At 59.8% G+C, this 26562-nt stretch carries 20 protein-coding genes; 9 read left to right on the top strand and 11 right to left on the bottom strand.

Annotation, left to right across the window (positions count from 1 at the left end):
- Window positions 1-15: 15 nt before the first annotated feature.
- From CHU70_RS02360 to CHU70_RS02340, 5 genes are all read left to right on the top strand, one after another.
- Complete coding sequence (locus CHU70_RS02360) at window positions 16-1644, top strand: protein adenylyltransferase SelO family protein (protein WP_147719429.1); 1629 nt, start codon at window positions 16-18, stop codon at window positions 1642-1644.
- Window positions 1645-2123: 479 nt separating this feature from the next.
- Entirely contained in the window at window positions 2124-3869 is a 1746-nt protein-coding gene (locus tag CHU70_RS02355) for an ABC transporter substrate-binding protein (RefSeq protein WP_147719428.1), read from the top strand.
- 4 nt (window positions 3870-3873) lie between these two features.
- The gene (locus tag CHU70_RS02350) at window positions 3874-4800 is read left to right on the top strand and encodes an ABC transporter permease (protein WP_147719427.1); all 927 of its coding nucleotides are present in this window, start codon (window positions 3874-3876) and stop codon (window positions 4798-4800) included.
- Window positions 4793-5791, top strand: coding sequence for an ABC transporter permease (locus CHU70_RS02345; protein ID WP_147719426.1), 999 nt, complete (start codon window positions 4793-4795; stop codon window positions 5789-5791). The genes CHU70_RS02350 and CHU70_RS02345 overlap by 8 nt, the downstream gene beginning before the upstream one ends.
- Complete coding sequence (locus tag CHU70_RS02340; protein WP_070858816.1) at window positions 5788-7470, top strand: ABC transporter ATP-binding protein; 1683 nt, start codon at window positions 5788-5790, stop codon at window positions 7468-7470. The genes CHU70_RS02345 and CHU70_RS02340 overlap by 4 nt, the downstream gene beginning before the upstream one ends.
- A gap of 200 nt (window positions 7471-7670) precedes the next feature.
- On the opposite strand, the gene CHU70_RS02335 is transcribed toward CHU70_RS02340, so the two are convergent.
- Window positions 7671-8342: a YdhK family protein gene (locus tag CHU70_RS02335; RefSeq protein ID WP_172954625.1), complete on the bottom strand. Its 672-nt coding sequence runs from the start codon at window positions 8340-8342 to the stop codon at window positions 7671-7673.
- A gap of 76 nt (window positions 8343-8418) precedes the next feature.
- Window positions 8419-9903 carry a YeeE/YedE thiosulfate transporter family protein gene (locus CHU70_RS02330; RefSeq protein WP_147719425.1) on the bottom strand — a complete coding sequence of 495 codons (1485 nt, stop codon included), beginning with the start codon at window positions 9901-9903 and terminating at the stop codon, window positions 8419-8421.
- 204 nt (window positions 9904-10107) lie between these two features.
- Here CHU70_RS02330 and CHU70_RS02325 point away from each other — a divergent pair, with 204 nt between their 5' ends.
- Window positions 10108-11127 (top strand): hypothetical protein, encoded by a 1020-nt coding sequence (locus tag CHU70_RS02325; RefSeq protein WP_088611770.1) that lies wholly within the window; start codon window positions 10108-10110, stop codon window positions 11125-11127.
- Here CHU70_RS02325 and CHU70_RS02320 read toward each other — a convergent pair.
- The 3 genes from CHU70_RS02320 to betT all read right to left on the bottom strand — a co-directional run bounded on the left by CHU70_RS02320 (window position 11124) and on the right by betT (window position 15835).
- Window positions 11124-11942 (bottom strand): phosphatidylcholine/phosphatidylserine synthase, encoded by an 819-nt coding sequence (locus CHU70_RS02320; RefSeq protein WP_147719424.1) that lies wholly within the window; start codon window positions 11940-11942, stop codon window positions 11124-11126. The two genes, CHU70_RS02325 and CHU70_RS02320, sit on opposite strands and share 4 nt — an antisense overlap.
- Before the next feature lie 143 nt (window positions 11943-12085).
- Window positions 12086-13654, bottom strand: coding sequence for an aldehyde dehydrogenase family protein (locus CHU70_RS02315; RefSeq protein WP_147719423.1), 1569 nt, complete (start codon window positions 13652-13654; stop codon window positions 12086-12088).
- On the bottom strand, window positions 13655-15835 hold the full coding sequence (gene betT / locus CHU70_RS02310) for a choline BCCT transporter BetT (protein WP_070437253.1): 2181 nt from the start codon (window positions 15833-15835) through the stop codon (window positions 13655-13657).
- A gap of 347 nt (window positions 15836-16182) precedes the next feature.
- Between betT and betA the strand changes: the two genes are divergently transcribed.
- Together betA and CHU70_RS02300 are read left to right on the top strand one after the other, a co-directional pair.
- Window positions 16183-17922: a choline dehydrogenase gene (betA, locus tag CHU70_RS02305; protein WP_049193170.1), complete on the top strand. Its 1740-nt coding sequence runs from the start codon at window positions 16183-16185 to the stop codon at window positions 17920-17922.
- A gap of 110 nt (window positions 17923-18032) precedes the next feature.
- Window positions 18033-19139 (top strand): nitronate monooxygenase family protein, encoded by a 1107-nt coding sequence (locus CHU70_RS02300; RefSeq protein ID WP_147719422.1) that lies wholly within the window; start codon window positions 18033-18035, stop codon window positions 19137-19139.
- A gap of 115 nt (window positions 19140-19254) precedes the next feature.
- On the opposite strand, the gene CHU70_RS02295 is transcribed toward CHU70_RS02300, so the two are convergent.
- The 6 genes from CHU70_RS02295 to CHU70_RS02270 all read right to left on the bottom strand — a co-directional run bounded on the left by CHU70_RS02295 (window position 19255) and on the right by CHU70_RS02270 (window position 25385).
- Complete coding sequence (locus CHU70_RS02295; RefSeq protein ID WP_049171798.1) at window positions 19255-20451, bottom strand: globin domain-containing protein; 1197 nt, start codon at window positions 20449-20451, stop codon at window positions 19255-19257.
- 201 nt (window positions 20452-20652) lie between these two features.
- Window positions 20653-21126: an Rrf2 family transcriptional regulator gene (locus CHU70_RS02290; RefSeq protein ID WP_070595680.1), complete on the bottom strand. Its 474-nt coding sequence runs from the start codon at window positions 21124-21126 to the stop codon at window positions 20653-20655.
- Between the two features lie 112 nt (window positions 21127-21238).
- Window positions 21239-23074, bottom strand: a complete 1836-nt coding sequence (locus CHU70_RS02285; RefSeq protein ID WP_049171801.1) for a phosphoenolpyruvate carboxykinase (GTP) — start codon at window positions 23072-23074, stop codon at window positions 21239-21241.
- Window positions 23075-23372: 298 nt separating this feature from the next.
- Window positions 23373-23798, bottom strand: a complete 426-nt coding sequence (locus tag CHU70_RS02280) for a DUF6802 family protein (protein WP_049171803.1) — start codon at window positions 23796-23798, stop codon at window positions 23373-23375.
- A gap of 34 nt (window positions 23799-23832) precedes the next feature.
- The gene (locus tag CHU70_RS02275; protein WP_049193160.1) at window positions 23833-24861 is read right to left on the bottom strand and encodes a hypothetical protein; all 1029 of its coding nucleotides are present in this window, start codon (window positions 24859-24861) and stop codon (window positions 23833-23835) included.
- The gene (locus CHU70_RS02270; RefSeq protein ID WP_147719421.1) at window positions 24843-25385 is read right to left on the bottom strand and encodes a hypothetical protein; all 543 of its coding nucleotides are present in this window, start codon (window positions 25383-25385) and stop codon (window positions 24843-24845) included. The genes CHU70_RS02275 and CHU70_RS02270 overlap by 19 nt, the downstream gene beginning before the upstream one ends.
- Before the next feature lie 324 nt (window positions 25386-25709).
- Between CHU70_RS02270 and trmB the strand changes: the two genes are divergently transcribed.
- Window positions 25710-26558, top strand: a complete 849-nt coding sequence (trmB, locus tag CHU70_RS02265) for a tRNA (guanosine(46)-N7)-methyltransferase TrmB (RefSeq protein WP_224784268.1) — start codon at window positions 25710-25712, stop codon at window positions 26556-26558.
- Window positions 26559-26562 lie beyond the last annotated feature (4 nt).

Below are 26562 nucleotides of genomic sequence, written 5' to 3'. Positions count from 1 at the left end.
CGTTAAACTGCGCACATGGCTAGAAACGTCGCTGATCTGCCCACCGCACTGCCTGAACTCGCTATCGACCAGCAGGGGTTTGATGCCCCATCGCCGCAGCTGGTCATGCTTAACGACGAGCTCGCGACCCAACTCGGCCTCTCCCCGCAGTGGCTTCGCTCGGAGGCTGGCCTGAAGTTCCTCACTGGCCACGGCGCCGATCACGGAGTCGGCCAGGAAACCGATACCCCACTCGGCGCATACACAACCCCGATGGCCACGGCCTATGCCGGCCACCAGTTCGGCAACTTCGCAGGCCTACTCGGTGATGGTCGCGCGCTCTTGCTTGCCACAGTTGAGGTTGAACCGGGGCTGACTGGGCTGCACTGTCCGCCTAACCAGCCCGACTGCCCCAAAGAGACAACCCACAGCGACAGCACCCAGGCCTACGAGATCCAAGCGAAAGGCACCGGCCCCACGCCCTTTTCCCGTGGCGGTGACGGCAAAGCCACGCTGACCTCCGCGCTGCGGGAGTACCTCATCAGCGAAGCCATGTATGCGCTCGGCATCCCCACCACCCGCGCGCTGGCGGTCATCAAAACTGGCGAAGAGATTTACCGCGGCTCGCAAACCCCATTCGACAACACCGACCCCACCACCGAACTTCAACCGGGCGGCATCGTCGTGCGCGTAGCATCCAGCCACCTGCGAGTTGGCACGTTCGAGCTGGTCGCACGCTCCGGAGCGGACACCGGAGTCATGGATCGGCTCATCGAGTTCGCCGCGCAGCGGCACGGCTACGAGGGTTCGGCGGAGTCGGTTCTCCGGGACGTCGTCAAGCGGCAAGCTAATCTCGTTGCGGCGTGGCTGGCCTGTGGATTTGTCCACGGCGTGATGAACACCGACAATGCCAGCATCGCGGGCGAGACCATCGACTTTGGGCCGTGTGCGTTTCTGGATGCGCACGATCCGCGGGCGGTGTTTAGCAGCATTGATCGAGGCGGTCGATACGCGTTCGGCGCGCAGCCGACGATTGCCGGGTGGAACATGTCGAAGCTTGCGGAGACTTTGCTACCGCATTTCGCAGGCACCCCGGAGGAAGCCCTCGCACGCGCCCGCGACCTCCTGGGCGAATTCGCCGACGAGTTCACCGATGCGCTCAGCCGCAGGTGGCTGCCCAAGTTGGGGATTCTCCCCTCGCTTTACGACGACCCGCTGGCCATCCCCCTGGTGCAGCAGTGGCAGGCGTTGCTGGCGAAGTTTGGGCTCGACCATACGAATGCTCATCGGGCGCTGATTGAGGTTCTGGCCGATGGTGATGGGGATACAGTTGCTGCGTTGGCTGCGCTGACCAGGCTGACCGCTGATCCTGCGTTCCCCGCCGCCGCGGCTGAGTGGGGGCAGTTGTGGAAGCAGACGCGGGAAGAGCTGGGAATCGACCAGACGACGGCCCTGACACTTATGGAGGAAACGAATCCGCTGTATATTCCGCGAAACTACCTGGTCACGGAAGCGTTAGCGGCGGCAGGGGCGGGGGATCTGACCGACTACCGGCACCTGCTGGAGGCGGTAACCAACCCCTTTGAGTCGCAAGACGTCCCTGCGGGGTTCACGGAGCCGGCACCGCGGGAGTTGGGTGCTTTCCACTCGTACTGTGGGACTTAATGCGCTGCCTCTCCGCCTCCTCCAAAGTCCACTTCCTCTTCCAAAGCCCACTTCACGACACAGGTGTCACCTCGTGCCAGCTGTGGAGGTGGCATGAGGTGACACCTGTGTCGTGAAGTCGCGGATGGGGCCGGACAGGAGCCCGGCGGTGGGACAGCCAGAAATTCAGCAGCCCCAACCCCTGCGGGGGTGCCAGGATGTTACAACGTTGCACCACTGCACAGGATTAACTCCCCAATCGAGGGTAAAAGACACCGTCAAATAAGGGATGGTTCGCCTGATTAATACTCATATGTTTTTTGGACTTGTATGGTTAGAGACTGTATTGAACGGTCGTATCCAAACCTTAGAGCCCACCACACCCAAGTTGTCACCACCACCATTGCCTATGCAGGTGGGAGGTGGGTATCTAAGTCATTTGGAGTGAGCCGATCACCAAATTCATATCGCCTATCTGGCAGAATCTAGAAAGGCTCGCGATGCATAGACCCGTTGCCTCCGGCCCCTTCCACACCCGGCAGAAACTCCGGCGGAAGCTCCGACAGCGAGAGAAGTCCCGTGCCACAAAACTGCACGCAACAACGCTCAGCGGAAAAGGAAAGTTCACGCTGCATGTCCGCCAGATCCTGGCGGCTTTGCTGGTAATCGCCTTGCCAGGAAGCGCGCTCGCTGCCTGCAGCACTGACCAGCAACAGGTCGGCGCGGGGTTCATTGTGGTCCAGAACTCCGAACCACAGTCGCCGCTGTACACCACTGACACCAATGAAACCGGTGGTGGCGATATCCTCCGCATGCTCTACTCAGGTCTGGTGCGCTACGACACCGACGGCTCGATGATCCTGGACCATGCGGCAGAAATTAAGCCCAACGAGGACTCGACTCATTTCGACATCACGCTGAAACCGGGCTGGACCTTCCACAACGGCGAACCAGTCACCGCGCAGAGCTACATCGATGCCTGGAATTACGCTGCCTACGGACCGAACCTGCAGAAGCAGCAGTCCTTCTTCGCCAACGTGCAGGGTTTTGATGCAGTCTCGGGAGAAAAGGCCACGGAGAAAACCCTCTCCGGCCTGAAAAAGGTCGATGACCTGAGGTTCACCGTGGATCTGACCAACCCAGATTCCTCCTTCCCGCTCAGCCTCGGCTATGTCGCGTTTATGCCACTGCCGAAGGCAGCGTTCGAAGACAAGAAGGCTTTCGGTGAACACCCAATCGGCAATGGCCCGTACAAGATGGCCGAAGGCCGCGCTTGGCTGCACAACAACCAGCTAACCGTGGTCCGCAATGATGACTTCGCCGGTGAGCACAAGGCCCGTAACAACGGCCTGGTATACCGCTTCTACTCGGACGTGGACACCGCATACGCAGACCTCCAGGCAGGCCGCCTGGACACGCTGCCACGCACAATTCCACCAACGGCGCTGGCCAGCTTCGAAACCGATTTCCCCGACTCCAGCGCAAACGTCCCGACCTCCTCTTCGCAGTACTTCGCAATTCCGCGAAATCTGCCAGGATTTTCGGGTGAAGAGGGCAAGCTTCGTCGTCAAGCGATTTCCATGGCGATTGACCGCGAACTCATCACTGAGAAGATCTTCTTCGACACCCGCACCCCGGCGCGCGAGTTCAGCTCGTTGACGCTCGGCGACCTCGACCCGAACGTACCTGGCCAAGAAGTACTGAAATACAACCCGAAGAAGGCTCGCCAACTGTGGGCCGAGGCCAACAAAATTGCGCCGTTTACCGGCTCGTTCGACATTGCCTACAACGCCGATGGCGGACACCAGCAGTGGGTCGAAGCGGTGACCAACATGATTGGTGAAACCCTCGGCATCGAATCCCACGGCAAGGCCTACCCGACCTTCAAGCAGCTGCGCGATGAGATCTCCAACGAGACCATCACCAGCGGCTACCGCACGGGCTGGGCAGCTGACTACCCATCAGTGGCCAATTACATGCTTCCGCAGTTCGTCACCGGTGGCTCCTCGAATGACAACCACTACTCCAACCCGGAGTTCGACAAGTTGATTCAGGAGGCAGCCTCGACAAAGAGCGCAGAAGATGCCAAGCCGATTTACGTGAAGGCTCAGTCTGTGCTGATGGAGGATCTGCCTGCAATTCCGCTGTGGTACCCGAATGCTTCGGTGGCGTGGAATCCGAAGCTGCGCAATGCCGTGGTGATGTGGGACGGCATTTTGGACTACCCAATGATTGAGAAGGACTAGCACCATGGGTTGGTATATCGGAAAGAGACTCCTGCAGATGGTGCCGGTATTCTTCGGCGCCACGCTGTTGATTTACGCAATGGTCTTCGCCATGCCAGGCGACCCCATTGCCGCACTGGCTGGCGATAAGCAGCTGCCACCGGAGCAGGTCGCTGCACTGCGCGCCCACTACCATCTGGATGAGCCTTTCCTCGTCCAGTACTGGGAGTACCTCAAGGGTCTGTTCACCCTGGATATGGGCGAGACCTTCTCCGGCCGCTCAGTCGGCGAGGAAATTGCGCTGGCCTTCCCCATTACGATTCGCCTGGCGCTGATGGCCGTTGCTATTGAGGCGATCTTCGGCATTGGCCTCGGCGTTATTGCCGGTATGCGCAAGGGCGGCTTCTTCGACTCCACCGTTCTGGTGCTGTCTCTGCTGGTCATCGCAACTCCGACCTTCGTGCTCGGCTTCGTGGCCCGCTACCTCTTCGGTGTGCGCTGGGAGATCGTCTCCCCCACCGTTGGTAGCGATGCCTCCTTCACATCCCTGCTGCTGCCGGCATTCGTGCTGGGGCTCGTCTCGGTTGCTTATGTCCTAAGGCTGACGCGCTCCGAGGTCGCGTCGGCACGCCATGCTGACTTCGTTCGCACTGCCCGCGCCAAGGGCTTACCGACCTCCGAAGTCACCCGACGCCACATCCTGCGCAACTCGCTGATTCCCGTTGTGACCTTCATCGGCGCTGATCTGGCTGCCCTGATGGGTGGCGCAATCGTCACCGAGGGCATCTTCAACGTGCCCGGCATCGGTGGCCTGATCTTCCACGCCGTCCAGATTGGTGAAGCTCCCACCGTGGTCAGCATCGTGACCATCCTGGTGGTTATCTACATGTTCGCCAACTTGCTCATCGACTTGCTCTACGCAGTCCTGGATCCGAGGATTCGCTATGCCTAAGCCAGATTCGACGCAGTCAAATTCGACACAGCCGGAAAAGCAGGCCAACGCCGTGCAGGCCAACGCCGTGCAAGCCGACACCGTGCAGGCCCCCGCCGCACAGGCGACGAACCCCGACCACAAGCAGTTGCCGGATACCCCACCACTGGGGCTCTGGGGTTCGGCCTGGCAGAACCTGCGTTACCGCCCACTGTTCTGGGTTTCCGCATTCATTATTTTGCTCTCCATCGCAGTGGCCGCATTCCCGTCGCTGTTCACCTCTGTGGACCCGACGGCGGCAAACCTGCGTGACTCGCTGGCCCCAGCCCGCGACGGCCACCCGATGGGCTTCACTCAGCAGGGCTACGACGTCTACGCCCGTGTCATCTACGGTGCCCGCGCCTCGGTCATCGTCGGCATCGGCGTCACCCTGGCCGTGACCGTGGTGGGCATCATCCTCGGTGCCATCGCTGGCTATCTTGGCGGTTGGGTCGACGCGGTGCTCTCCCGCATCACGGACATGTTCTTTGCCATCCCCCTGATTCTCGCCGGCATCGTGCTGATGCAGCTGTTTACCGAACGCACCATTTGGTCCGTGGTCTTCGTGCTCGCTGCTTTCGGCTGGCCGCAGATGGCGCGCGTGGTGCGCTCCTCGGTGATCTCAGTGAAAAACGAGGAATACGTCACCGCCTCCAAGGCGCTCGGTCTGTCCAGCACTGGCATTCTCTTCCGCCATGTGCTGCCGAACTGCCTCGCCCCTGTCATCGTCATGGCCACGACCTCGCTGGGTATTTACATCGTCGCCGAGGCCACGCTGTCCTACTTGGGCATTGGCTTGCCGACGACCACCGTTTCCTGGGGCAACGACATCTCTGTCGCACAGCAGGTGCTCCGCCAGGCCCCGTCCAACCTGTTCTGGCCAGCACTCGCCCTGGCGATTACCGTTCTCGGCTTCATCCTCATGGGTGACGCTTTGAAGGATTCTCTCGACCCGAAGGAGCGTCGTCGATGAGCACCGACACCAATACTTCCGCAGCGCCCATTCTCACCTTGAAGGATGTCTGCATTGGCTTTCCGACGACCACAGCGTCCGGCCGCCGCAGTAAATCGTTGACCGATGTGGTGCATGACGTCAACCTGGAGGTTTTCCCCGGTGAGACGGTCGCCATTGTCGGCGAGTCCGGCTCGGGTAAGTCCACCACTGTCCACGCCGCGCTGGGGCTGTTGCCCGGTGATGGTGAAGTCACCGGTGGCACCATCACCTTCGATGGCCGTGACATCACACACTTGACGGACCGCGAGTTTGTTAGCATCCGCGGCAACGGCATCGGCCTGGTTCCGCAGGACCCGATGACCAATCTCAATCCGGTGTGGACCGTCGGTTCCCAGATTAAGGAGGCGCTGCGCGCCAATAACATCGCCACTGGTTCTGAGGCCCACAAAAAGGCGATTGAGCTGCTGGAACAGGCCGGCCTGCCAAACGCTAAAAAGCGTATCGACCAGTACCCACACGAGTTCTCCGGTGGTATGCGCCAGCGCGCACTTATCGCGATGGGCTTGGCCGCGCACCCAAAGCTGCTGATTGCCGATGAGCCCACGTCCGCTCTCGACGTGACCGTGGCGAAGAAAATCCTCGACCACCTCGACAAGCTCACTAGCGAACTCGGCACGTCCGTGGTGCTTATTACTCATGATCTCGGTTTGGCTGCCGAGCGCGCTGACCGACTCGTCGTTATGCAAGCAGGACGTGTCGTGGAGACCGGCCCTGCCCTGCAAGTTCTCACCCGCCCGCAGCATCCATACACCAAGCAGCTAATCGCGGCGGCTCCATCGCTGGCTGCCCGGCGCGGTGATCGCGTGGTGGCGGCGCCGACGACATCGGATGCGGACCAGAAGGAGATTCTGGTCGCGAAGAACTTGGTGCGCGACTTTGCCATCCGCGGCGACCGTCCGTGGCGCAAGGATTCCTTCCGTGCCGTCGATGACATCAGCTTTACGCTGCGTCGCGGTCGCACCATTGGAATCGTGGGCGAATCCGGTTCGGGCAAGTCCACTGTCGCCAACATGGCGCTGGGGCTGCTCGATCCGACCGAAGGCGAAGTGCTTTTCGACGGCAAACGCGTCCAGGGCCGGAATCGTAAAGAGGAGCTGGAGCTGCGGCGTCGCATTCAGCCGATTTTCCAGAACCCGTATGCGACGCTGGACCCGATGCGCACGGTGCATTCCTCCATCGAGGAGCCGCTGCGGATTCACAAGATTGGCACCAAGAAGGAGCGTGAGCAGCGCGTATTCGAGCTTCTCGACCGCGTCGCTCTTCCCGCGGAAATGGGGCGCCGCTTCCCCGGTGAGCTGTCGGGTGGTCAGCGTCAGCGTGTGGCGATTGCGCGTGCACTGGCCCTGAACCCTGAGGTTGTGGTCTGTGACGAGGCGGTGTCAGCACTCGACGTGGTGGTGCAGGCTCAGGTGCTCGAACTACTCGCTGAGCTGCAGGAAGAGATGGATTTGGCCTACCTCTTTATTACGCACGACCTCGCTGTGGTGCGGCAGGTGGCTGATGAGGTCATCGTGATGGAGCACGGCAAGATGGTTGAACACCGTCCGACCGACGATCTCTTCGACCACCCGGAGAAGGAATACACCCAGCGGCTGCTGGACGCCATCCCAGGTGCGTCGTTGGATTTGGATCTGTAGCTGGGCAGTGGCCTGTTTCCCCAGGGCACTTCGCTCCGCCCCCCTCTGGGCCACTTCACGACACAGGCGTCACCTCGTACCAGCTGTGGAGGCGGCATGAGGTGACATAGGTGTCGTGAAGTGGCTGGGCGATTTTGAGTCGGAGCGGATTGAGCGGGAGAAGAGAGAAAGCTATCCGGAAAGACCGTCCAGACAGCCTGCTAGTCCTCCGGAGCAAGCTCGCTTTCAGTAACCCACTTGTGGTTCTTCATGGTCATACCATCATCGTCAATGTCGACCATGTACACCGGCTCCTGGGTGGAGTAGTCAACAGTGCCCTTGGCCCCCTTCATGCCCGCCATATGCTCGGCGTTGATGGTGATCTCGGAGCCGTCGGCAAGCGGTGCTTCGCCTGGGTTCTCCAGCTCCTCATGAACGACCCAGCGGTGGTCCTTCACCGGCTCACTGCCATCGGTCGGGGTGTAGGAAACGGAGTAGGTAGTGGTGTTGAAAACACCAACAACCTTGCCTTCTGCACCCTTCATGCCCGGCATGTGATCGGCGAGAACCTGCACTTCACTGCCGACCGGGAACTTCGCGTTGTCCGCCGCAATCATTCCCTCTGGAGCCGGACCACCATCGGCCGGATGGTCATGGCCGGCCATCGCGTCATCACCATGGTCACCATGACCGCCATGCTCATCGGCATCGTCCATATCATCCATGTCGTCATGCCCCTCAGAGCTGGTGGCCGACACGGAAGAGCTGGTTTCGCTAACAGTGCTGCTTGCCTCAGTACTAGCCGAATCATCGGAGGAGCAACCGGCCAGCACAAGGACGCTGGCGGCACCCGCGGCTACGAGAGCATCTAGTGGTCGAATATTCTTTGCCATGGTTGAGCTCCTTTGTTGTTGATGTCAATCAATCTATGCCCTCACCCTAACAACGCTCCCCCAGCTTCACCAGGGCTTATCGCCCGCGGCGGACGGAAATCGTCCAGCCAGCTTCACCGGTCTGCTCAAAGTTGGTGACCTTGTGGCCATCCTTCGCAGCCCAGCGCGGAATCGCATCCGTGGCCTGGGTGCAGTCGAATGGGATCACCAGCTCCTCGCCGACCTCAATCTTGTTGATCGCGTCCTTGGCCTCGATCAGCGGGAATGGGCACACCGCGCCGACGGTGTCGAGCTCGTAACGCCCATCGCCCAGTGGCGTGAGCTTGCCGTCTTCCTGCTTGACGACGCTCCGGTCGAGCAACGCTACCGGCGCGACAGTAAAGGCACCCGCCAGCGGGGAGGCCTCGGTGCCAGCGGCACCGGCACCTTCGCTACCCGGCAGGGACACAGGCGAAGTAGCAGTCGAAGTGACCGGAGCAGTTGCCGATACCGCTGTGTCGTTGGTGGTGGAAGGGGTGCTCGGGACGTCGTTAAGCGAAGGTGCGGACGGCTTCAGCCAGAGCTTTGCGGCGATAGCGACACCTGCGGCGATGGACGCCAGTGCGAGCCAACCCTGGTAGCTGAACAGCGAAGTCTGGACCATGCCGTTGCCGACGGTGCAACCGCCAGCCCACGCAGCACCGACACCCATGAAGATGCCGCCGACGACCGAGCGAGCGCCCTGGGTGGCGTCCGGGACGCGGAGGCGGAATTCACCGGAGGCCTTGGCCGCGATGAAGGAACCGACGAGGATGCCGAGGACGAGGAGGACGCCCCAGTCGAAACGCTCGGTGTCACCAGTGACAACGTAGTTAGCGAGGTTGGAGGACGGAGTCGTGATGCCGAGGCCATCGTTGCGGCCGGTGGCGGCGGACAGTGGCCAAGCAATCACGCCGAGCACACCGACGATAGCAGCGGTGGCGTACACGTGCCAGGGCTTCTCAGCCAGGATATGCGCGAGACCGGACTTGCGCGGCGCCAGAGTTACCGGGCGCGGGCCGGAGAATTCTTCGCGCAGGTAGCGGACGGCGAGGTATGCAGTGACGGCGCTCAGCGCGATGACCAGGGGCCAAATGCTAATGCCGAGAGAGGAATGAATGCTGGTCAGGCCGACGGTGCGGTCCTTCAGGGAATTCTGCAGGCCACCCAGGAAGCCAGTTTTCATAGCAGCAGCGGATAGGGCGTAAAAGACCAGTGCGATCCAAGAGCCGATCAGGCCCTCACCGGAGCGATACCAGGTGCCCGAGGCGCAGCCACCGGCCAGGACGATGCCCAGGCCGAAGATGACGCCGCCGACGATAACAGCCAGCGGAGCCAGTTCCTTGTATTCGGGAGTAATCACGCCGGCGCTGGTCAGAGCGGCCAGGCCGATGGCGTGGACGGAAATAACAATCAGCAGGGCGACGAAGCCGCGCCAGCTGCGCTGAGTGAAGATATCGCGCAGGAAGCCGGTGACGCAGAATCGTCCTCGCTGCATAACAAAGCCGAGCACGGCACCCAGCGCTAGTCCTGAGATGAGCATGAAAGTAGTTCTCCTAAAATTATGAGCCAGTCCGCCATCAAAGCCATAATGAACAGACCTGTCTATTAGTGGATTAGAAGCTACTCTACACAGCGAAAAAAGTCCAACTTAATGAAGTTTTCATAGGGTAGAACACCTGCCAATAGACAGACCGAACCGTATAGTTGCTGGTGAGAAGCGCAAGTTGTGGCAAGCTAAAACACTATGAGCGCACAGAATTCAGCCCTGGTTGGACACCAGCGACACCAGCGGTTCCTTGCGATGCGCTCGATACTCGACCTTCCTTTTACCCATGCTTTCGCCCTTGATCCTCAGGCGGTCATCGATATTTCCGGCGTGGCCCGCCTCAGCGAGCTCAATGCCAAAAATGTCGCAATAATCGACAGCTTGCGTTCACTCGCCCACACCAACACGCAGGACTTTTACGCCATCGATGACGCAGCAGAAGCTCTGGGGACCGCCTTGCGAATGGCGATTTCCTCCCGGCAGCTACTCTGGTTCAGCTCGCTGCCCGAAAGTGATGTGAAGAAGGTACAAAACATCCTCGGCGGCGACATCGTTCATGTGGTGGGCCCGGAACTGGCCGTCGATAAGCTCGATGGCAGTACCCTCGAGCTTCCCACTGCGCTGAAACAGCGCGGAGAACCACTGGTGCCCATCGCTATCTCGCCAAGCGAGCTGGTGCAGGCCTGGGCACACGGCAGTCTCGAGCAGCAAAAACTGCTCGCTTACCTGCTGGAGGGAACAAATACGCTGGTCATGCAGCAAAAGGATCTGCATGCACTACGCAAAGTCGGGACCAAACTCATCGAGCGCAACCCCGTGTGGCGCCTGCTCTACAACCCGAAAGTGTTGGCCTATCTGGTGGTAATGGTCTACTCTTCGCTCCGCGCGCTACCTGTGGTTTTCGTCCCCGGATTCCATGGCAATGTCTGGGTGCTGTGGAGCATCGACATCATTACCGCTATCCCCTACACCTGGGGAATTGTCGAGATGATCACCGGCCGCTCATTCGGCCGAAGAATGCTGGGGCTCCTGATTACCCTAGTGACTTTCGTCTCGCCTTACGTCTACTTCTGGGCCAATGGGCGCGATTATCCGGTGTGGGTCACTATCTTTGTCATTGCGTTAATTGTTGCAGCCTGCGCCGTCGAATACGTCCGCTGGCTGCGCGACCGCGCCATCTCCGCAATCCTGCGCCAACCACCCACCAACTGCCGCTAGCGACCGCTAAGCGAGCGCCGCACGCCGCCAATAATCAGCCAGGCACCGGCGGCAACGTTGACAGCCACAAGCCCGTGGATAGACGTCTTGCTTAACGACGCTGCCATCGTCTCACTTGCGATAAGCATGCCGGTCGAGACAATCCAGATGAACGTTGCGGCAATGTTGGCAATCCGGCCGCGTTCCACGCGGAATGGATGCGTGTAGTGCAGCGGCACCAGCGTCATTGCGCTGAAGATAAAAATGGCAGCGATGCACACCGCCATGGGCGCGTTCCATACCCACAGCAAGACTGCCACGATGTTCCACGCGGCAGGGAAACCAACGAAGTAGTAGTCGCCGGACTTGGCGGCTTCGTTGGCATAGCAGAACATCGACGACACCAGGACCAAAATAATCAGGGCAATCGCCAACGGCCGTGGCCCCAGTGGCAGATACATAACCATGAAAGCCGCGGGTATGGCGGTCCAGGTGAGATAGTCGACGATGTTGTCCACCACTGCGCCGTTAAACCACGGGACGACTTCCTTGATGTGATGCTTACGCGCCATATTGCCGTCGACACCATCGACGACGAGGGCAATGCCCAGCCAGAGCCACATCCAATGTGGGCTGCCCTCCAGCAGTGCGACCGCAGCCAGCGTTGCCCACACCAAACCGGTCAGCGTGAAGGCATGCACAGCCCAGGCGATGACATGCTGGCGCCAGGTGAAGCGGGTGAAGGTCGCGGCGGTGCTGGCAGTATCGGCGCAGGCAGTATCTGGCCCACTGGCGGTACTAGAACTGGCATTGTCGGAGCGAGTAGTAGCGTTCACGGCAGATGTCCTTTAGAGAACAAAATGCGCACAACTGCAAACCTTTATCGCAGTTGTGCGCAGAGTCGATTTTTTTCAATCGGTGAGTATAACGGCCGATGGGTCGTTTTCCCGTATTTTTACTCGGGCTTGTTCCGAGTTATTTAACGACGATCCTCGAACCAACCGGTAACAGCCGGTGCTGTGTTCTCGTAGACCAGCTTGGCTTCGGTGTACTCCTCCAGGCCGGTCGGGCCCAGCTCGCGGCCAATACCGGACTGACCAAAGCCACCCCACTCGGCCTGTGGCAGGTAGGGGCCAAAGTCGTTGATCCAGACGGTACCGTGACGCAGCTCGCGGGAAACGCGCTCAGACACCTCGCGGTTGGATGACCACACCGCACCGGCCAGGCCGTATTCGGTGTCGTTGCCGATCTCGATGGCCTCGTCAACCGTGGTGAAGGTCTCCACCGTCACTACCGGGCCAAAGGCTTCGTCGTGGACGCAGTCCATATCGCGGGTGACCTGGTCAATCACGGTTGGGAGGTAGAAGTAGCCGTCGGCAAGCGAGGCGGAACCATCGGCGGTGGTGCCCGTGGCGATCTCGCCGCCTACGCGCACACGAGCGCCCTGCTCACGAGCTCGATCGACGTATGCCGCGACCTTATCCAGGTGCTGCTTCGAAATCAGCGCACCGGTCTCGGCCTTCTCGTCGAGCGGACCGCCGAGCTGGATGTGTCCGGCGCGCTCGACCAGATCGTCGACAAACTTCTCGGCGATGGACTCCTCCACAATCAAGCGAGCGCCCGCCGAGCACACCTGACCGGAGTGCAGGAACGCAGCATTGAGGGCATTGTCCAAAGCGGCTTCGTAATCGGCGTCGGCGAAGATGATGTTCGGGTTCTTGCCGCCGAGCTCAAGCGCGACCTTCTTCACAGACTTAGCCGCTTCACCAGCAATAATCTTGCCAGTGACAAGACCGCCAGTGAAGGAGACCATGTCCACCTTCGGATGCGAGGACAGCGGTGCGCCCGCTTCGGCACCAGCTCCGGTAATGAGGTTGGCAACGCCCGCCGGAACACCCAGATCATCGATGACGTGCATGAGTAGAATTGCTGTGTGCGGAGTCAGCTCCGCCGGCTTGAGCACAAAGGTATTGCCCGTGGCCAGCGCCGGTGCGACCTTCCATGCGGTCTGCAGCAGTGGGTAGTTCCACGGCGTAATCAGACCACAGACACCGACGGGCTCACGCACAAGACGCGCGACGACGGACGGGTCATCCGCATCCACGAGACGACCGGCATCATTGCCTGCAAGCTTCCCGAAGTACTCAAAGCAGGCGATGATGTCATCCATATCGGCTGCCGCCTCTGGCAGGCGCTTACCGGTATCCATGGCCTCTGCCCAGGCAAATTCGTCCTTGCGCTGCCTGATGGCAGCACCGATGTCGAGTACCAACTTGCTGCGCTCAGCTGTGCTCCAGGATGCCCAGGAACCTTCCCCGGTACGTCGGAAGGCGGCGTCGGCGGCGGCGATGGCGCGCTCGGTGTCGGTCGCATCTGCTTCCGCAACTTCGGCGATGAAAGAGCCATCGGCCGGGCACTCGATAGTGCGAGTGTTGCCAGCGGCTGCAGCGGACCAGGTGCCGTCGATAAACAGCGTGGCCGCGCCTTCGTGGGATTTGGCGGTCTCGGGTGCGAGGGCCTTATCAGTAGTTGAAGGCTTAAAGGTCATTTAGGAATCCTCCTTGGCGTAGTCATCAGACCATTCGCGGACAGGTTCGGCATTATCGGACAGATCTGAGGTGCCCGGGAGATCAGACTGCATGTGCAAAAACTCCAAGTGCCGTTCGTAGAGGTCGAGGACGTCGGAAATCAGCTGCTCTTGGGTGTAGCCATAGACGTCGTAGCCGAGCGAACCGGTCAGCGTGAAGACCTCGAGGCGGTAGTAGTAAATATCAGCATCACTGTCCAGGTGTACCAGGCCAGCAAAAGACGGCGTCAAGTGTTCAACCGGATAGACCTGGTAGCGGAAGCTCATCTCCTCGCCGAATCCGACCTGCAGGTCAATCTGGTCAATACCGACTTCTTCTGCTGGTTCACGGTGCAGCGTCACTTCACCGCCACGTTCCCTGATAGCATCTGCCACCTGTTCAAGTGCGGGCTGCACCACTCGGTCGAGGTAGCGCATGACTGGCTTCTTGCCCGGGAAGGACATGGAGCGGGCAAGTCGATTGCGCCAGTCACCCTGTTGGCCATCCACGGCGCGGCCCGACATCGCCCCGTGGAGGGCTCGACGTGTCGAATCCTGTTGCAACAGCTCCAGTCGCAGCGACTTAAACAGGCCATACATCACCAGATAGATGACAAAGGCAAACGGCAGACCCATCACAATCGTTGCCGACTGCAGCGTCGGAATACCACCGACATAGAGCATGGAGATGGTCAGCACACCGACCACGACAGCCCAGAAAATACGGGTCCACTTCTTACCGTCCTGCTGTGTGTCGGTGATCTTCGAAGTGAAGTTACTCATCACCAGTGCCGCCGAGTCCGCCGAGGTGATGTAGAGCAACAGGCCAATCAGAGATGCGACTGCAGCCACCATCATCGGCGCCGGGTACTGCTCCAGCAGCAGGTAGAAGGCACGCTCCGGGTAATCCAGTGCAGTCTGGCCAAACTCCGAATCGCCATTGATGACCAGGTCCAGCGCCGAGTTACCGAATACCGACACCCACATCAGGACGAAGAGGAATGGAATGGTCAGCGTGCCGACGACAAACTGGCGCAGGCTACGGCCACGGGAAATACGAGCCAGGAACAAACCGACGAACGGTGCCCAGGCCACCCACCAAGCCCAGAAGAACAGGGTCCAGGAATTCAACCATTCCTGCGCTCCGGAGAACGCGTAGGTATCCATAGTCATGGATGGGAACTTGGAGACGTACTCGCCGACGTTCATCACCAGGGCGTCAAACAGGAACGCCGTGCGACCAGTGACCAGGATGTAGAGCATCAAGCAGATGGCCAGGCCAACGTTGAGCTCCGAGAGACGGCGAATCCCCTTGTCAACACCGGAAACCGCGGAGGCGATAGCCACCGATACAGCCACGACGATTAGAGCGATCTGCCAGGACGTACTCTCATCCACCCCGAACAGCACGCGCAGGCCGTAATTCAGCTGGACGACGCCGATACCCAGCGAAGTTGCGACACCGAAAACGGTACCGAGCATCGCTGCGATTTCGACCGCTTCACCAGCGGGGCCGTGGATGCGCTTGCCAATGATTGGGTAGAGCGCCGAGCGAATGGTCAGTGGCATGTTCAAGCGGTAAGCGAAGTAGCCGAATGCCATGCCCATCAGCGCGTAGAGCGCCCAACCGGTCACACCATAGTGGAAGAGCGTGAACACCACTGCCTGACGCGCGGCTTCGATGGTCTCCGCATCTCCGGTCGGCGGGCCATAGTACTGTGCCACCGGCTCTGCTACCGAGAAGAAGAGCAGGTCAATGCCGATACCTGCGGCAAAGAGCATAGAGGCCCAAGAAAACAGGCCGAACTGAGGTTTGGCGTGATCGGGGCCGAGCTTAATCTGCCCCGTTCGCGAGATGGCGATGTAGAGCATGAAGAGCACTGCCACCGTCGCGGTCACGATATAGAACCAACCGAAGTTCTTCGATACCCAGGCGACAATGCCCGCTAGGGTGTCCGCTGCATTGTCCGGGGCAAAAATAGCCCACAGGGCAATGGCGAGAATACCAACGCCTGAAATAATAAATACAGGCCAGTTGACCTCAGGCTCAGAGGTCACACTCGCTTGCGCTTGTTGTGGAGGGACCGACTGCGATCGCTGCATTTCTTGCGACGATCCAGATTTTTCCTCCGTTACCTTCTCAGTTGGCGGAGTATCAGACATAGGAAAATCCTTCAGATTCGGGAACTAACCCAGCATACCTAGTTTGAATAATCCCTCAAGTCTTAGAATCGATTCAGAAGAATTCTCCACCCCAACATCAACATCTTCACCTGCATATTTATCCAGCTTTCAAGGCGTTTAAAATCATTCCAACTGGAATTGAATACCAATTGTGTGGCATTCTATATAGGTGAAGGGGATTTGAGATACGCCTCCGGCCACTTATTCCAATATCAATATATAGGGCCTGCCTTTAAATATTACTTGGGGCTTATCGGGGCTTATCGCAGTCCTTGAAAACCAGTCCGATATACATCGGCAAACAACCTACGGAGGTACACCAGAACATGGGAGCTTTCCCGGCTGTCTTCAACTTCGGTAAAAAGAATGGCAACACCACAGTCGAACACCGCGACGTCGTCATCGTTGGCGCGGGCTCTGCCGGCTCTGTGCTGGCTAACCGGCTGTCCGCAGACCACACTCAGCAGGTGCTCGTACTCGAGGCCGGCCGCATGGACTCCCTCTGGGACCTCTACATTCACATGCCTTCGGCGTTCTCCTTCCCAATCGGCAACAAGTACTACGACTGGAAGTACGAATCCGAGCCGGAACCGGAGATGAACGGTCGCCGCATCTACCACGCCCGCGGCAAGGTCGTCGGCGGCTCCTCCTCCATCAACGGCCAGATCTACCAGCGCGGTAACCCCATGGACTACGACAAGTGGGGCGACACCAAGGGGCTAGAGAACTGGGGCTGGAACCACGTTCTGCCTTACTTCAAGCGCATGGAAAATGCACTCGGCTCCGACAAGGACGACCCGCGCCGTGGCCACGACGGCCCACTGCGCATGAAGCGCGGTCCGGCCGATTCTCCGCTGTTCAAGGCCTTCTTCAAGTCTGTCCAGCAGGCCGGCTACAACTACACCCCGGACGTCAACGGCTACCGCCAGGAGGGCTTCGGTCCCTTCGACGCGAACATCGACAAGGGCCGTCGCCTCTCCGCTGCCCGCGCATACCTGCACCCGGCTCTGCAGCGTCCAAATCTGGAGCTTCGCACCCGCGCAGAAGCCACCCGCATTCTCTTCGAGGGCACCAAGGCCGTCGGCGTGGAGTACGCCTGGAAGGGGCGCACACGTCAGGTGCGAGCAGACAAGGTCATCCTCTGCGGTGGCGCTTTCAACTCTCCGCAGCTGCTCGAGGTCTCCGGCATTGGCGATGAGAAGGTCTTGAATGCCGCCGGAGTGAACGTCGTCAAGCACCTGCCTGGTGTCGGCGAAAACCTGCAGGACCACCTGGAGGTCTACATTCAGTACAACGCCACCCAGCCGGTGTCTTCACAGCCGTACCTGGAGAAGTGGCGTTGGCCGTTCATTGGCCTGTGGTGGCTGCTCACCCACAAGGGCCCGGTGGCAACGTCGCACTTCGAGGGTGGCGGTTTCGCGCGCTCCAACGACAACGAGCCCTACCCGAACCTGATGTTCCACTTCCTGCCGCTGGCCATGCGTTACGACGGCACGAAGATCGATAGCCCGCACGGTTTCCAGTTCCACGTTGGTCCGATGTACTCGGATGCCCGTGGCCATGTCCACATCACCTCCTCGGACATCAAGGTCAAGCCGTCGATTCTGTTCAACTACCTGTCCACTGATCAGGACCGCCGTGAATGGGTCGAGGCTGTGAAGGTCTCCCGTAAGCTGCTGGACACTCCGGCAATGAAGGAGTACACCGACGGCGAGATTTCCCCGGGTGCAGATGTGCAGACCGACGAGGAGATTCTCGAGTGGGTCCGCAAGGACGCCGAGACCGCACTGCACCCATCCTGCACCTGCAAGATGGGGCCGGCCTCCGACGAGATGGCCGTGGTCGATCCGGAAACCATGCAGGTTCACGGCACCGAGGGCCTCTACGTGGTTGACGCTTCGGTCATGCCGGGCATCACCAATGGCAATATCTACGCACCGACCATGATGATTGCCGAAAAGGCCGCTGATCTCATCGCCGGCAAGACCCCGCTGGCACCGCAGGACATTCCGTTCTACCGCGCTGGCCAGGGTATGCCGCTGGATCCGCCGGAGAGCACCAAGTAGTTCTTGAGTTTTTGAGGCGGTAGCGCGACGTCTATTGCGCAACGTCGCTCGTCGGAACCGGCCGGGTTCTCCCACGCGGGGGAATCCGGCCTTAGTGTTACTCTCGCCCTATGAGCAGTACGACCCCGAAATCTCCCGAAAGCCTCCGACGCTCATCAATCATCCTGGCACCGATGGCCGGTGGCCCATCCACGCCCGAACTCGTCGCTGCCGTTTCCAATGCTGGCGGGCTTGGCACCCTTGCCGCCGGCTATCTCACTGTCGAAAAGCTCACTGAACAGGCACAGCAGACGTGCACACTGCTTGACGACGGCAAAGGTTTCGGCATCAACCTCTTCTGCCCCAACACGGCTGACGCCGGTGTCGGAACCTCAGAGGAGGAACTTGCTCAGTGGACCGCTTTTCGTAATCGTCTGGCGCCGGCTGCTGCCCACTTCGACATCGATTTGCCTGACACTCCGACCTGGTCAGATGACTACTTCTCGGCGAAAGTCGAGGCAATTCTCGCTGATGACTTTCTGCCCAATCCCGATGCCCTGAAGTTCGTCTCCTTTACCTTTGGCTACCCAGATAACGAGGTCATTGCTCAGGTAAAGGAATCTGGCCGCAGCGTGGTGCTCAATGCGACCTCAATTGAGGGCGTACGAGCGGCGGCTGCAGCTGGCGCTGATCGCATTGTCCTGCAAGGACTAGCTGCGGGTGGGCACCGCGCATTTGTGAAGGGGAAGGATTCGTCCGACAGCATTGGGGCCTCTGTGGAAGAGCTCGCCCAAGCAGTCACCGAAGCATGTGCGGTAACCGATGTACCTATCATCGCCGCTGGTGGGGTGGGTAACCGAGAGGACGTCGTCAAGCTTGTGGAAGCCGGCGCGGTGGCTGTGCAAGCTGGCACACGGTTCCTCACCACCGCGGAGGCGGGTACGAAGGAGACGCACCGACGGGCACTGCGTGATTTGGTGGGGCGTGACACCGTTTTGACTCATGCTTTTTCCGGCAAGCCAGCGCGTGCCATCGAGAACACGTTTACCCGGGAGTTTTCTAGGGTCGCGCCGGAGCTTTACCCGCAACTGCACTACTTGACCACACCGCTTCGCGGCGCGGCGAATAAGGCCGTCGATCCCGAGTATCTCAATTTGTGGGCAGGTATTGCGTTTGCGCAGTGCACGAATCAATATGCGGCGGATGTTGTTGCGGAGCTTTCCGGCTTGGCCGAGTAATACGAAGCCGCCGATGCTACAAACTGCAAAATGACCAGCCCCGGACATATATCGCGGCTGGTCATTTGGCTTTATTTGTGACGACGACTTTTATGGCGACGGCGCGGTTGTGGCGTTAAGCGTCTAGCAGCCAATCGTTCGGGCTGAACAGCTCGAAGTGAACGTTATCGCGAGCAACACCGCGATCGGCGAGCTGCTGGCGAATGGCCTGCAGGAAGCCGTTGCCACCACAGAGGTAGAACTGAGCGCCCTCCGGCAGCTCCGCATCCGCCAGATTCATCAAATCCGGCTCGTACCACACCTGCTGGCGAGCATTGGTCAGAGCGGCGACAGCATTGTCACGCTCTGCGCGCAGGGCATCTGCGGTTTCTGCACGGTCCGCGTGGAGGACGACAACATCTCGCTTAGAGTCGCCAGCCACCAGGGCATCCAACATGCCGATCATGGGAGTGGCACCAATACCTGCGGAAATAAGCACCACCGGGTCGTTTGATTTGGTGTCCAACACCAGGTCACCTGCCGGCAGAGAGATCTCGATGGCATCGCCCGGCTGCACCTTTTCCCACAGCTGTGTGGAAACTTCGCCAGCCGGCAGGTCCTCAGAGGCATCGACACGACGAACCGCGAAGGTCAGAACACCTTCCTTGCCGCCGACCAGAGAGTATTGACGTAGCTGGCCGGCGCCGTCCGGCATGGTCTGACGCACGGAAATGTACTGTCCCGGGAGGTAGGAAACGGGGGTTTCGTCGTCAAGCTTGACGGAGAATACTGCGACATCATCACCGCGCTCTTCACGAGAGACGACGTGAGCGGCGCGGAAAACATCACCTGCTTCGACGCCGAGGTCGTCATAGAGCCCCTTCTCGAAGTCGATGAGAACACGCTGCATCTCCAGGTAGACGGCATCCCATGCGTCGCGGACAGCCCCCTGAAAGACCTCTGGGGTGAGGATTTCCTCGATGGCATCGAAGAGGTGCTTGTGCACGATTGGGTACTGCTCCGGCTTGATGCCAACGGAAATGTGCTTGTGGCCGATGCGGGAAAGCAGTTCTTCCGGGGCAGGAGCGTCTGGGTCGACCAGCGTAGCTGCGAAGGTAGCGACGGATGCCGCCAGCGCCTTCTGCTGAGCCCCCTGCTTCTGGTTGCCGCGGTTGAAGGTATCGGCAATGAGTTCGGGGTGAGCAGCGAACATCCGGTTGTAGAAGTTCGGCGTGATTTTCTCGATGTTGGCACCGACGACGGGCAGGGTTTGGGTGACGACTTCGGCCTGCTCTGGAGTCAGGCCGTTCTTGTTGACATTCAGGTTTGGCATGACTTCACACTATCACCATATTGCGCATTTTGTTTGCGCAATATTGTTTGTTGGCGCCAAAACTAGTCTTTGCAGTTGCGAATCAACCGCTTTTAGCTGCAGAAACGGCGCCGCCAAAAGTCTTGACAGACAAGCTTCGACAGCACCACTCTCAGCTCTTTTCAAATCGAGATTAGGCCTTCAGTTCTACGCCTAAACCACCTAAACCGGACGAATATTGAGCCTCGACCCCTCAGACAAGCTACCTCCCTCGGAAGTATCACCATCCGCACCATCAACCGACTTGGCGGGAATGAGATCAGCAATCAACACCGGATCGAGTGCCGCGAAGAACGCCTCCTGTGCAGCCGCTAACTTGCCACGCAACAGGCACGTCGGCAGCAATGGACAGTCAGTGCCGACACAATCGACGACCTCGTTGTTTTCCAGAGTGCGCAGCAGCTTGCCGACGGATTTTTCCGTAGCCGAATCTCGCAGATAGATGCCACCATTGCGCCCCTTGACCGCTTCCAAGAAGCCGAGCTCCACAAGCCGCGAGACAACCTTGGAAACATGCGCGCGAGACGCATTGAGAGACTCCGCTACCTCGGCAGCGGTGTATTTGCGCCCCAGCTCCCCCATCGCCATCAAAGTGATGACACGCAGGCTCAAATCAGAGAAAAGCGTTAGTTGCATTGCGTGTCATCCTTCATCGTTGTACTGCACAAACCACCCCCTTGCCAGCCACTTCGGGCAACAAGGGGGTGGTTCTAGGTTCTAGCTTTTAGCAAGGCTAGCTAGCAAGATCTTAGTCCTGCAGACTCTTCTCGATACGAGCCTTCAGAGCCTCGAACTCGTCCCAGACCTCCTGCGGAACGCGGTCGCCGAGGAACTTCAGCCACTCCTCGTTGTCCGGGAGGTCACCCTGCCACTTAGCAGCCGGTGCCTTCAGGGCTTCCTTGACATCGGCGAAGTCGATGTCCAGGCCAGTCAGGTCCAGGTCCTCTGCCTTAGCGGTGTGACCAACAACGGTCTCCTTGGCGCCAACACGGCCCTCAATGCGGTCGATGATCCACTTGAGAACACGGGAGTTGTCGCCGAAGCCCGGCCACAGGAAGCGACCGTCTTCGCCGCGGCGGAACCAGTTGACCAGGAAGACCTCTGGCATCTTGTCGCCGCCCTTGACACCCATGTCAATCCAGTGCTGCAGGTAGTCACCGACGTTGTAGCCAATGAACGGCAGCATTGCCATCGGGTCGTGACGCAGGGAGCCAACCTTAGCCTCAGCGGAAGCAGCGGTCTGACCGGAAGCCAGGGTTGCACCGATGAAGGTTGCGTGGTTCCAGGACAGAGCCTGGGTCACCAGCGGCACAGTGTCCGGGCGACGGCCACCGAACAGGATGGCGTCAATCGGGACACCCTGCGGGTCGTCATACTCCGGTGCAGCGACCGGGCACTGCGAAATCGGGGTGCAGTAACGGGAGTTCGGGTGCGAGGACAGCTCGTCGGAATCCGGAGTCCAGTCATTGCCCTTCCAGTCAATGAGGTGCTCCGGCTTGCCTTCCATGCCTTCCCACCAGACGTCGCCATCGTCGGTCAGTGCGACGTTGGTGAACAGGGTGTTACCGGCCTCCATGGTCTTCATGGCGTTCGGGTTGGAGGAGTAGTTGGTACCCGGTGCAACACCGAAGAAGCCGTTCTCCGGGTTGACAGCGTACAGGCGGCCGTCCTCACCGAACTTCAGCCATGCGATGTCGTCACCGACGACCTCGGCCTTCCAGCCCTCGATGGTCGGAGTCAGCATAGCCAGGTTGGTCTTACCACATGCAGACGGGAATGCAGCGGCGATGTGGTAGGCCTTGCCCTCTGGGTTGGTGAGCTTCAGGATGAGCATGTGCTCGGCCATCCAGCCCTCTTCCTTAGCCATGACCGAAGCGATACGCAGTGCGTAGCACTTCTTGGCCAGGATGGCGTTTCCGCCGTAGCCGGAACCGTAGGACCAAATCTCCTTGGTCTCCGGGAACTGGGTGATGTACTTCTCATCGTTGCACGGCCATGCAACGTCCTCCTGGCCCTCCTCCAGCGGAGCGCCAACGGAGTGCAGAGCGTGGACGAAGTCTCCGTCCGGACCAATCTTGTCCAGGGCATCCTGACCCATGCGGGTCATGATTCGCATGGAGAGAACCACGTACTCCGAGTCGGTCAGCTGAACACCCAGCTTCGGCTCCGGGTCGGTAATCGGACCCATGCAGAACGGAACGACGAACATGGTGCGACCCTTCATGGAACCGCGGTAGTGCTCGGTCATTTCCTTCTTCAGCTCGACCGGATCCGCCCAGTTGTTGGTCGGGCCAGCGTCCTCTTCCTTTTCAGAAGCGATGAACGTGCGGGACTCCACACGAGCAACGTCCTTCGGGTTAGAGCGGGCAAGGAAAGAGTTCGGGCGCTTTTCCTCATTCAGCTTGATAAGAGTTCCCTTATCAACCAGGTCCTGGGTAAGGCGGTTCCACTCTTCTTCCGAGCCATCAGCAAAGACAACCTTGTCTGGCTGGGTCAGTTCTACGACCTCAGCAATCCAGCGCAGCAGTTCGGCGTTCTCGGTCGGGGCCTGGCCCTCGAGACCAGGAATAGAAGGTGCGGACATCAGTTCTCCTGACTCATTGATTCGCGTCTTAATTTAAGGCTACCGGGGGATACCGAAAGTTGCCGGGCCCCACATCGACAATCGGCTCGTTCCCTCATTTGCAAGCCGTTACATCACGGCTTTACAACAAATAATTTTCCTCGCCCCATTCTTGCGACCTGTTCATTTATGGCTATAACCAGCGAATAAGGCCAGCCTCACCACATAAAATTACAACCATTAACCCTTTGGCTGCAGTTACCCCCATTTGTAAGCAACCGAGACACGGGTACCCCCGCGCGCAGCGGTTCCAAAGTCATTAGCCCCAGCTGCCCCGCGCAGACTGCTCCCATGAGTACGCATCCCACTTCCCCGCTGCTGATACCGTTTCCGCTGCCGCTCCGCCTATCGCGTCAGCAGCCCTCACATCATCGCTGCTCCAAGACTCCCAAGTGCCGTCAAAACGGACCGTCGTAACGTGATCCACCGTGCCGTCACCGTCTAAATCCGAATAGATCGACAACCCGGAGTCGTCGGCAAGCGTAATTGACCCCTCGTCGTCGCCGAGGTCGTAGAGCTGCCCATCGACCTCCACGACCAACCCGGCGCCACCAACGTCCGCAGACTGCCCATCAATCGGCGTCGCCGCCTCCAAACCACACGGCGTAGCGGGCGAACGCACCTCCACCCCGCCCTCGGACGCGGGTTGGTCGGAAAAGTACTGCAGTAATGAAAACTCATCCATCGTGATATCCCCCTATTTCTCTTCGCTGTCACGGCTATCGGGCAGGCGTTCCGGTGTACTCCGCCAGCTGCTCTATCCGCCATCCCGGACCCCGCGCACCAAGGGCTTCGCGCACCGTCATCTCCACGGACTGTGTCCATTTTCGCCGCAGATGGGCGAGGTAATTTGCCCGCCACTGCGCGGTGCGTTGGCGTGCGTTACGACGAATCGTTGCGCCCACCGCCACCACCGCAACGCCGAGGCCTATTGCAAGTGCGGCCAGCTGCGCCGCAAGCGTCGGCACCCCAACCCACATCAGCACCCCGTGGATGATCCGCACTGCGCCGACCGCCACGCCAAGCGAGGCCACCGCCACCAGCGCGTCCATGGCATAACTGGGGCGAGCTGGGTTTTCTGGAGCGGGCACCGGGATTTCCACACGAAAGCCCAATTCGTCGCCACACCGCTGCTGCAGCCGCGTCGCTGCGACCTCGGCACGGCCCTGAAGTTCCGCTTGGTCACCTGCGGGTCCGTCAGCCACTTCCTGGAGCGCATCCCGCACTGCACTCTCAGCTACCAACTGCATCTTCCGCTGCAATCGCGCCGCCGCCCCGGCTCCGCGCGATCGCTCCTGCGCCAGCTGAGCTCGCACATTTCGAGCCCGGCGCGCACTCAGTGTTTCTCCCGAGTTTCTGGGCGGGCCTTCTGCCAGCAGAACCAGGGTTCTGGCCATTCTCTCGTCCAGCGCTCCCATCGGGATTGTGCTGTCGATTTCCTGGCGCCAGGCCTCGGCATACTCACCATTGCCAATCAGGCCAACTGCAACGCGGCCGGTGGCCTGGCTAATTGCTGCAACCGTGCTGACACACTCCCGCGTGGGCTGCACCTCGCTGTCTGCAACATAGAGCACGACGGCGCTGCGTTTATCCACAAACTCCAGCCGACGTGGCGGCATCGCAGTGTCAACGATCTGCGAGAGGTCCGCGCGGTCCGCTGCATCCCCAGCTTTGGTGACAAGGAGCGGTGGCTGCTCAGACCCCTCCGCCGAGACCGGGCGTGGCTCAACTACGTCCGGTGTTGCCATAGCAACTCCTCCAGGCTGTCTCTAGCCGCGGGAAAGGCTGCCGCGATCTCAGTCAACTGCACTGCGAGTAGCCCGTCATCATCGCGTGATTCGTCTTCCGCACCGTAGCGTTCAGCAATCTTCCGCAACGCGGAGCTGAACAAAAAAGTGTGTTCAGCTGTCTCGTTTGTGGTGATGTCGCAATACTCGTCGGCAAGCGAATGGCGAATCGGTTGTTGCTCGATGACCAGCGCGACAGGGGCGGACAGCTTGTCGGCCAGCTCCGCGTGACATTGCGAAAATGCCTCGCGCACAGCGGTTTCGCGCACGCCCCTGCGCAATCGCGCGCAGATTATCGGTGGCCGTTTCTCGCGCTCAAGCGCCTTGGCGACGCACACCTCCGCGCCGCTCGTGTTAGCGGTGTCCGAGTGCGCGGCCTGCCGTGATGACAGCCAGTCCACCACGGCAGCGCGCAACGACGACGATGTAGATCCCGTTGACGGCTGTGTTGTTTCCGTGACATCAGTTGCGGAAATAAGGTCCATCCGGCCTAGTCCCCTCCCATAAATCCCCTGCGTGGTTTAGTTAAAACCTGCGTAACCCCCATACGGCCCGTGGGCCAGATTCCGCGCCCTGAAACGCTGCGCTAGGCAGACCCCAAGCACCGCTTCAACCAACGAATAAGCGCGGCTTCGCGTTCAGCCTACAGCGGACCGCGGATTCGGCAAGTCGGCAAAACAAATTGCCCCGCCGTGCCGCCTATTCAGGACGACGCGGCATCGTCAACCGGCGTGAAACCGCCAGGACAACAACAAAAATCCTAGGGGCAATGATTGGATAGTTGGCCGATGTCGTGGACAATAGGGAACGTGACTACTTCTGATTTTTCTGAAAATATCGAACAGCCTGCGGTTTCGCAGCAATCTGAACCATTGCCAACTCGCGCGGACGAGCAGGCGGAACAACCGCATGAACGCCAGCCGAAGAAGGGCGAATTGCCTGCAGGTCGTCCGGAAAAGACCCAATTCGACGATGGTCTTGACTACCCGCGCATCGGCAATCTGTCCTTCCGCCGCGGCACTTTGACTCCCAACCAGGAAAAGATCTGGGAAGATAACTGGGACACTTACGGCAAGGTCCTCTCCGACGAAGTCATTGACGTGGAGGAATGGTTCGGTCGCAAGGGACCGACCATCGTCGAGATTGGCTGCGGCACCGGCACGTCCACCGTGGCAATGGCTCCGCAGGAACCGGACCACAACATCATCGCCGTTGAGCTTTACCGCCCTGGCCTGGCGAAACTACTCTCCGCCACCGTGCGCAATGAGGTGTCGAACATCCGCATGGTCCGCGGCGACGGCGTCGAGGTTTTGCAGCGCATGATCGAGCCGGAGTCGCTGGCCGGCGTGCGCCTGTTCTTCCCGGACCCGTGGCCGAAGGCACGCCACCACAAGCGCCGCATTGTGCAGTCTGGCACGTTGCGCCTGATTTCTTCGCGTCTGAAGCCCGGCGGCATTTTCCACGCCGCCACCGACCATGCGGACTACGCAGAGTGGATCGAGGAGCTCCGCGAGGTCGAGCCGACGCTCGAGCCCATCGCCTGGCCCTGGCCGGAATCCCCCATGCTTCTCGACCGACCGACGACCAAGTTCGAAGCCCGCGGCCTGAACCTCGACCACGACATCCACGAGTTCATCTGGCGCAAGAAAGAGGCATAGGAAC

The sequence above is a fragment of the Corynebacterium sp. LK10 genome (assembly GCF_008042455.1).
In the GTDB taxonomy this organism is placed as follows: domain Bacteria; phylum Actinomycetota; class Actinomycetes; order Mycobacteriales; family Mycobacteriaceae; genus Corynebacterium; species Corynebacterium jeikeium_D.
The sequence above is the reverse complement of the archived record's forward strand: the minus strand, read 5'-3'. Positions and strand labels throughout refer to the sequence as shown.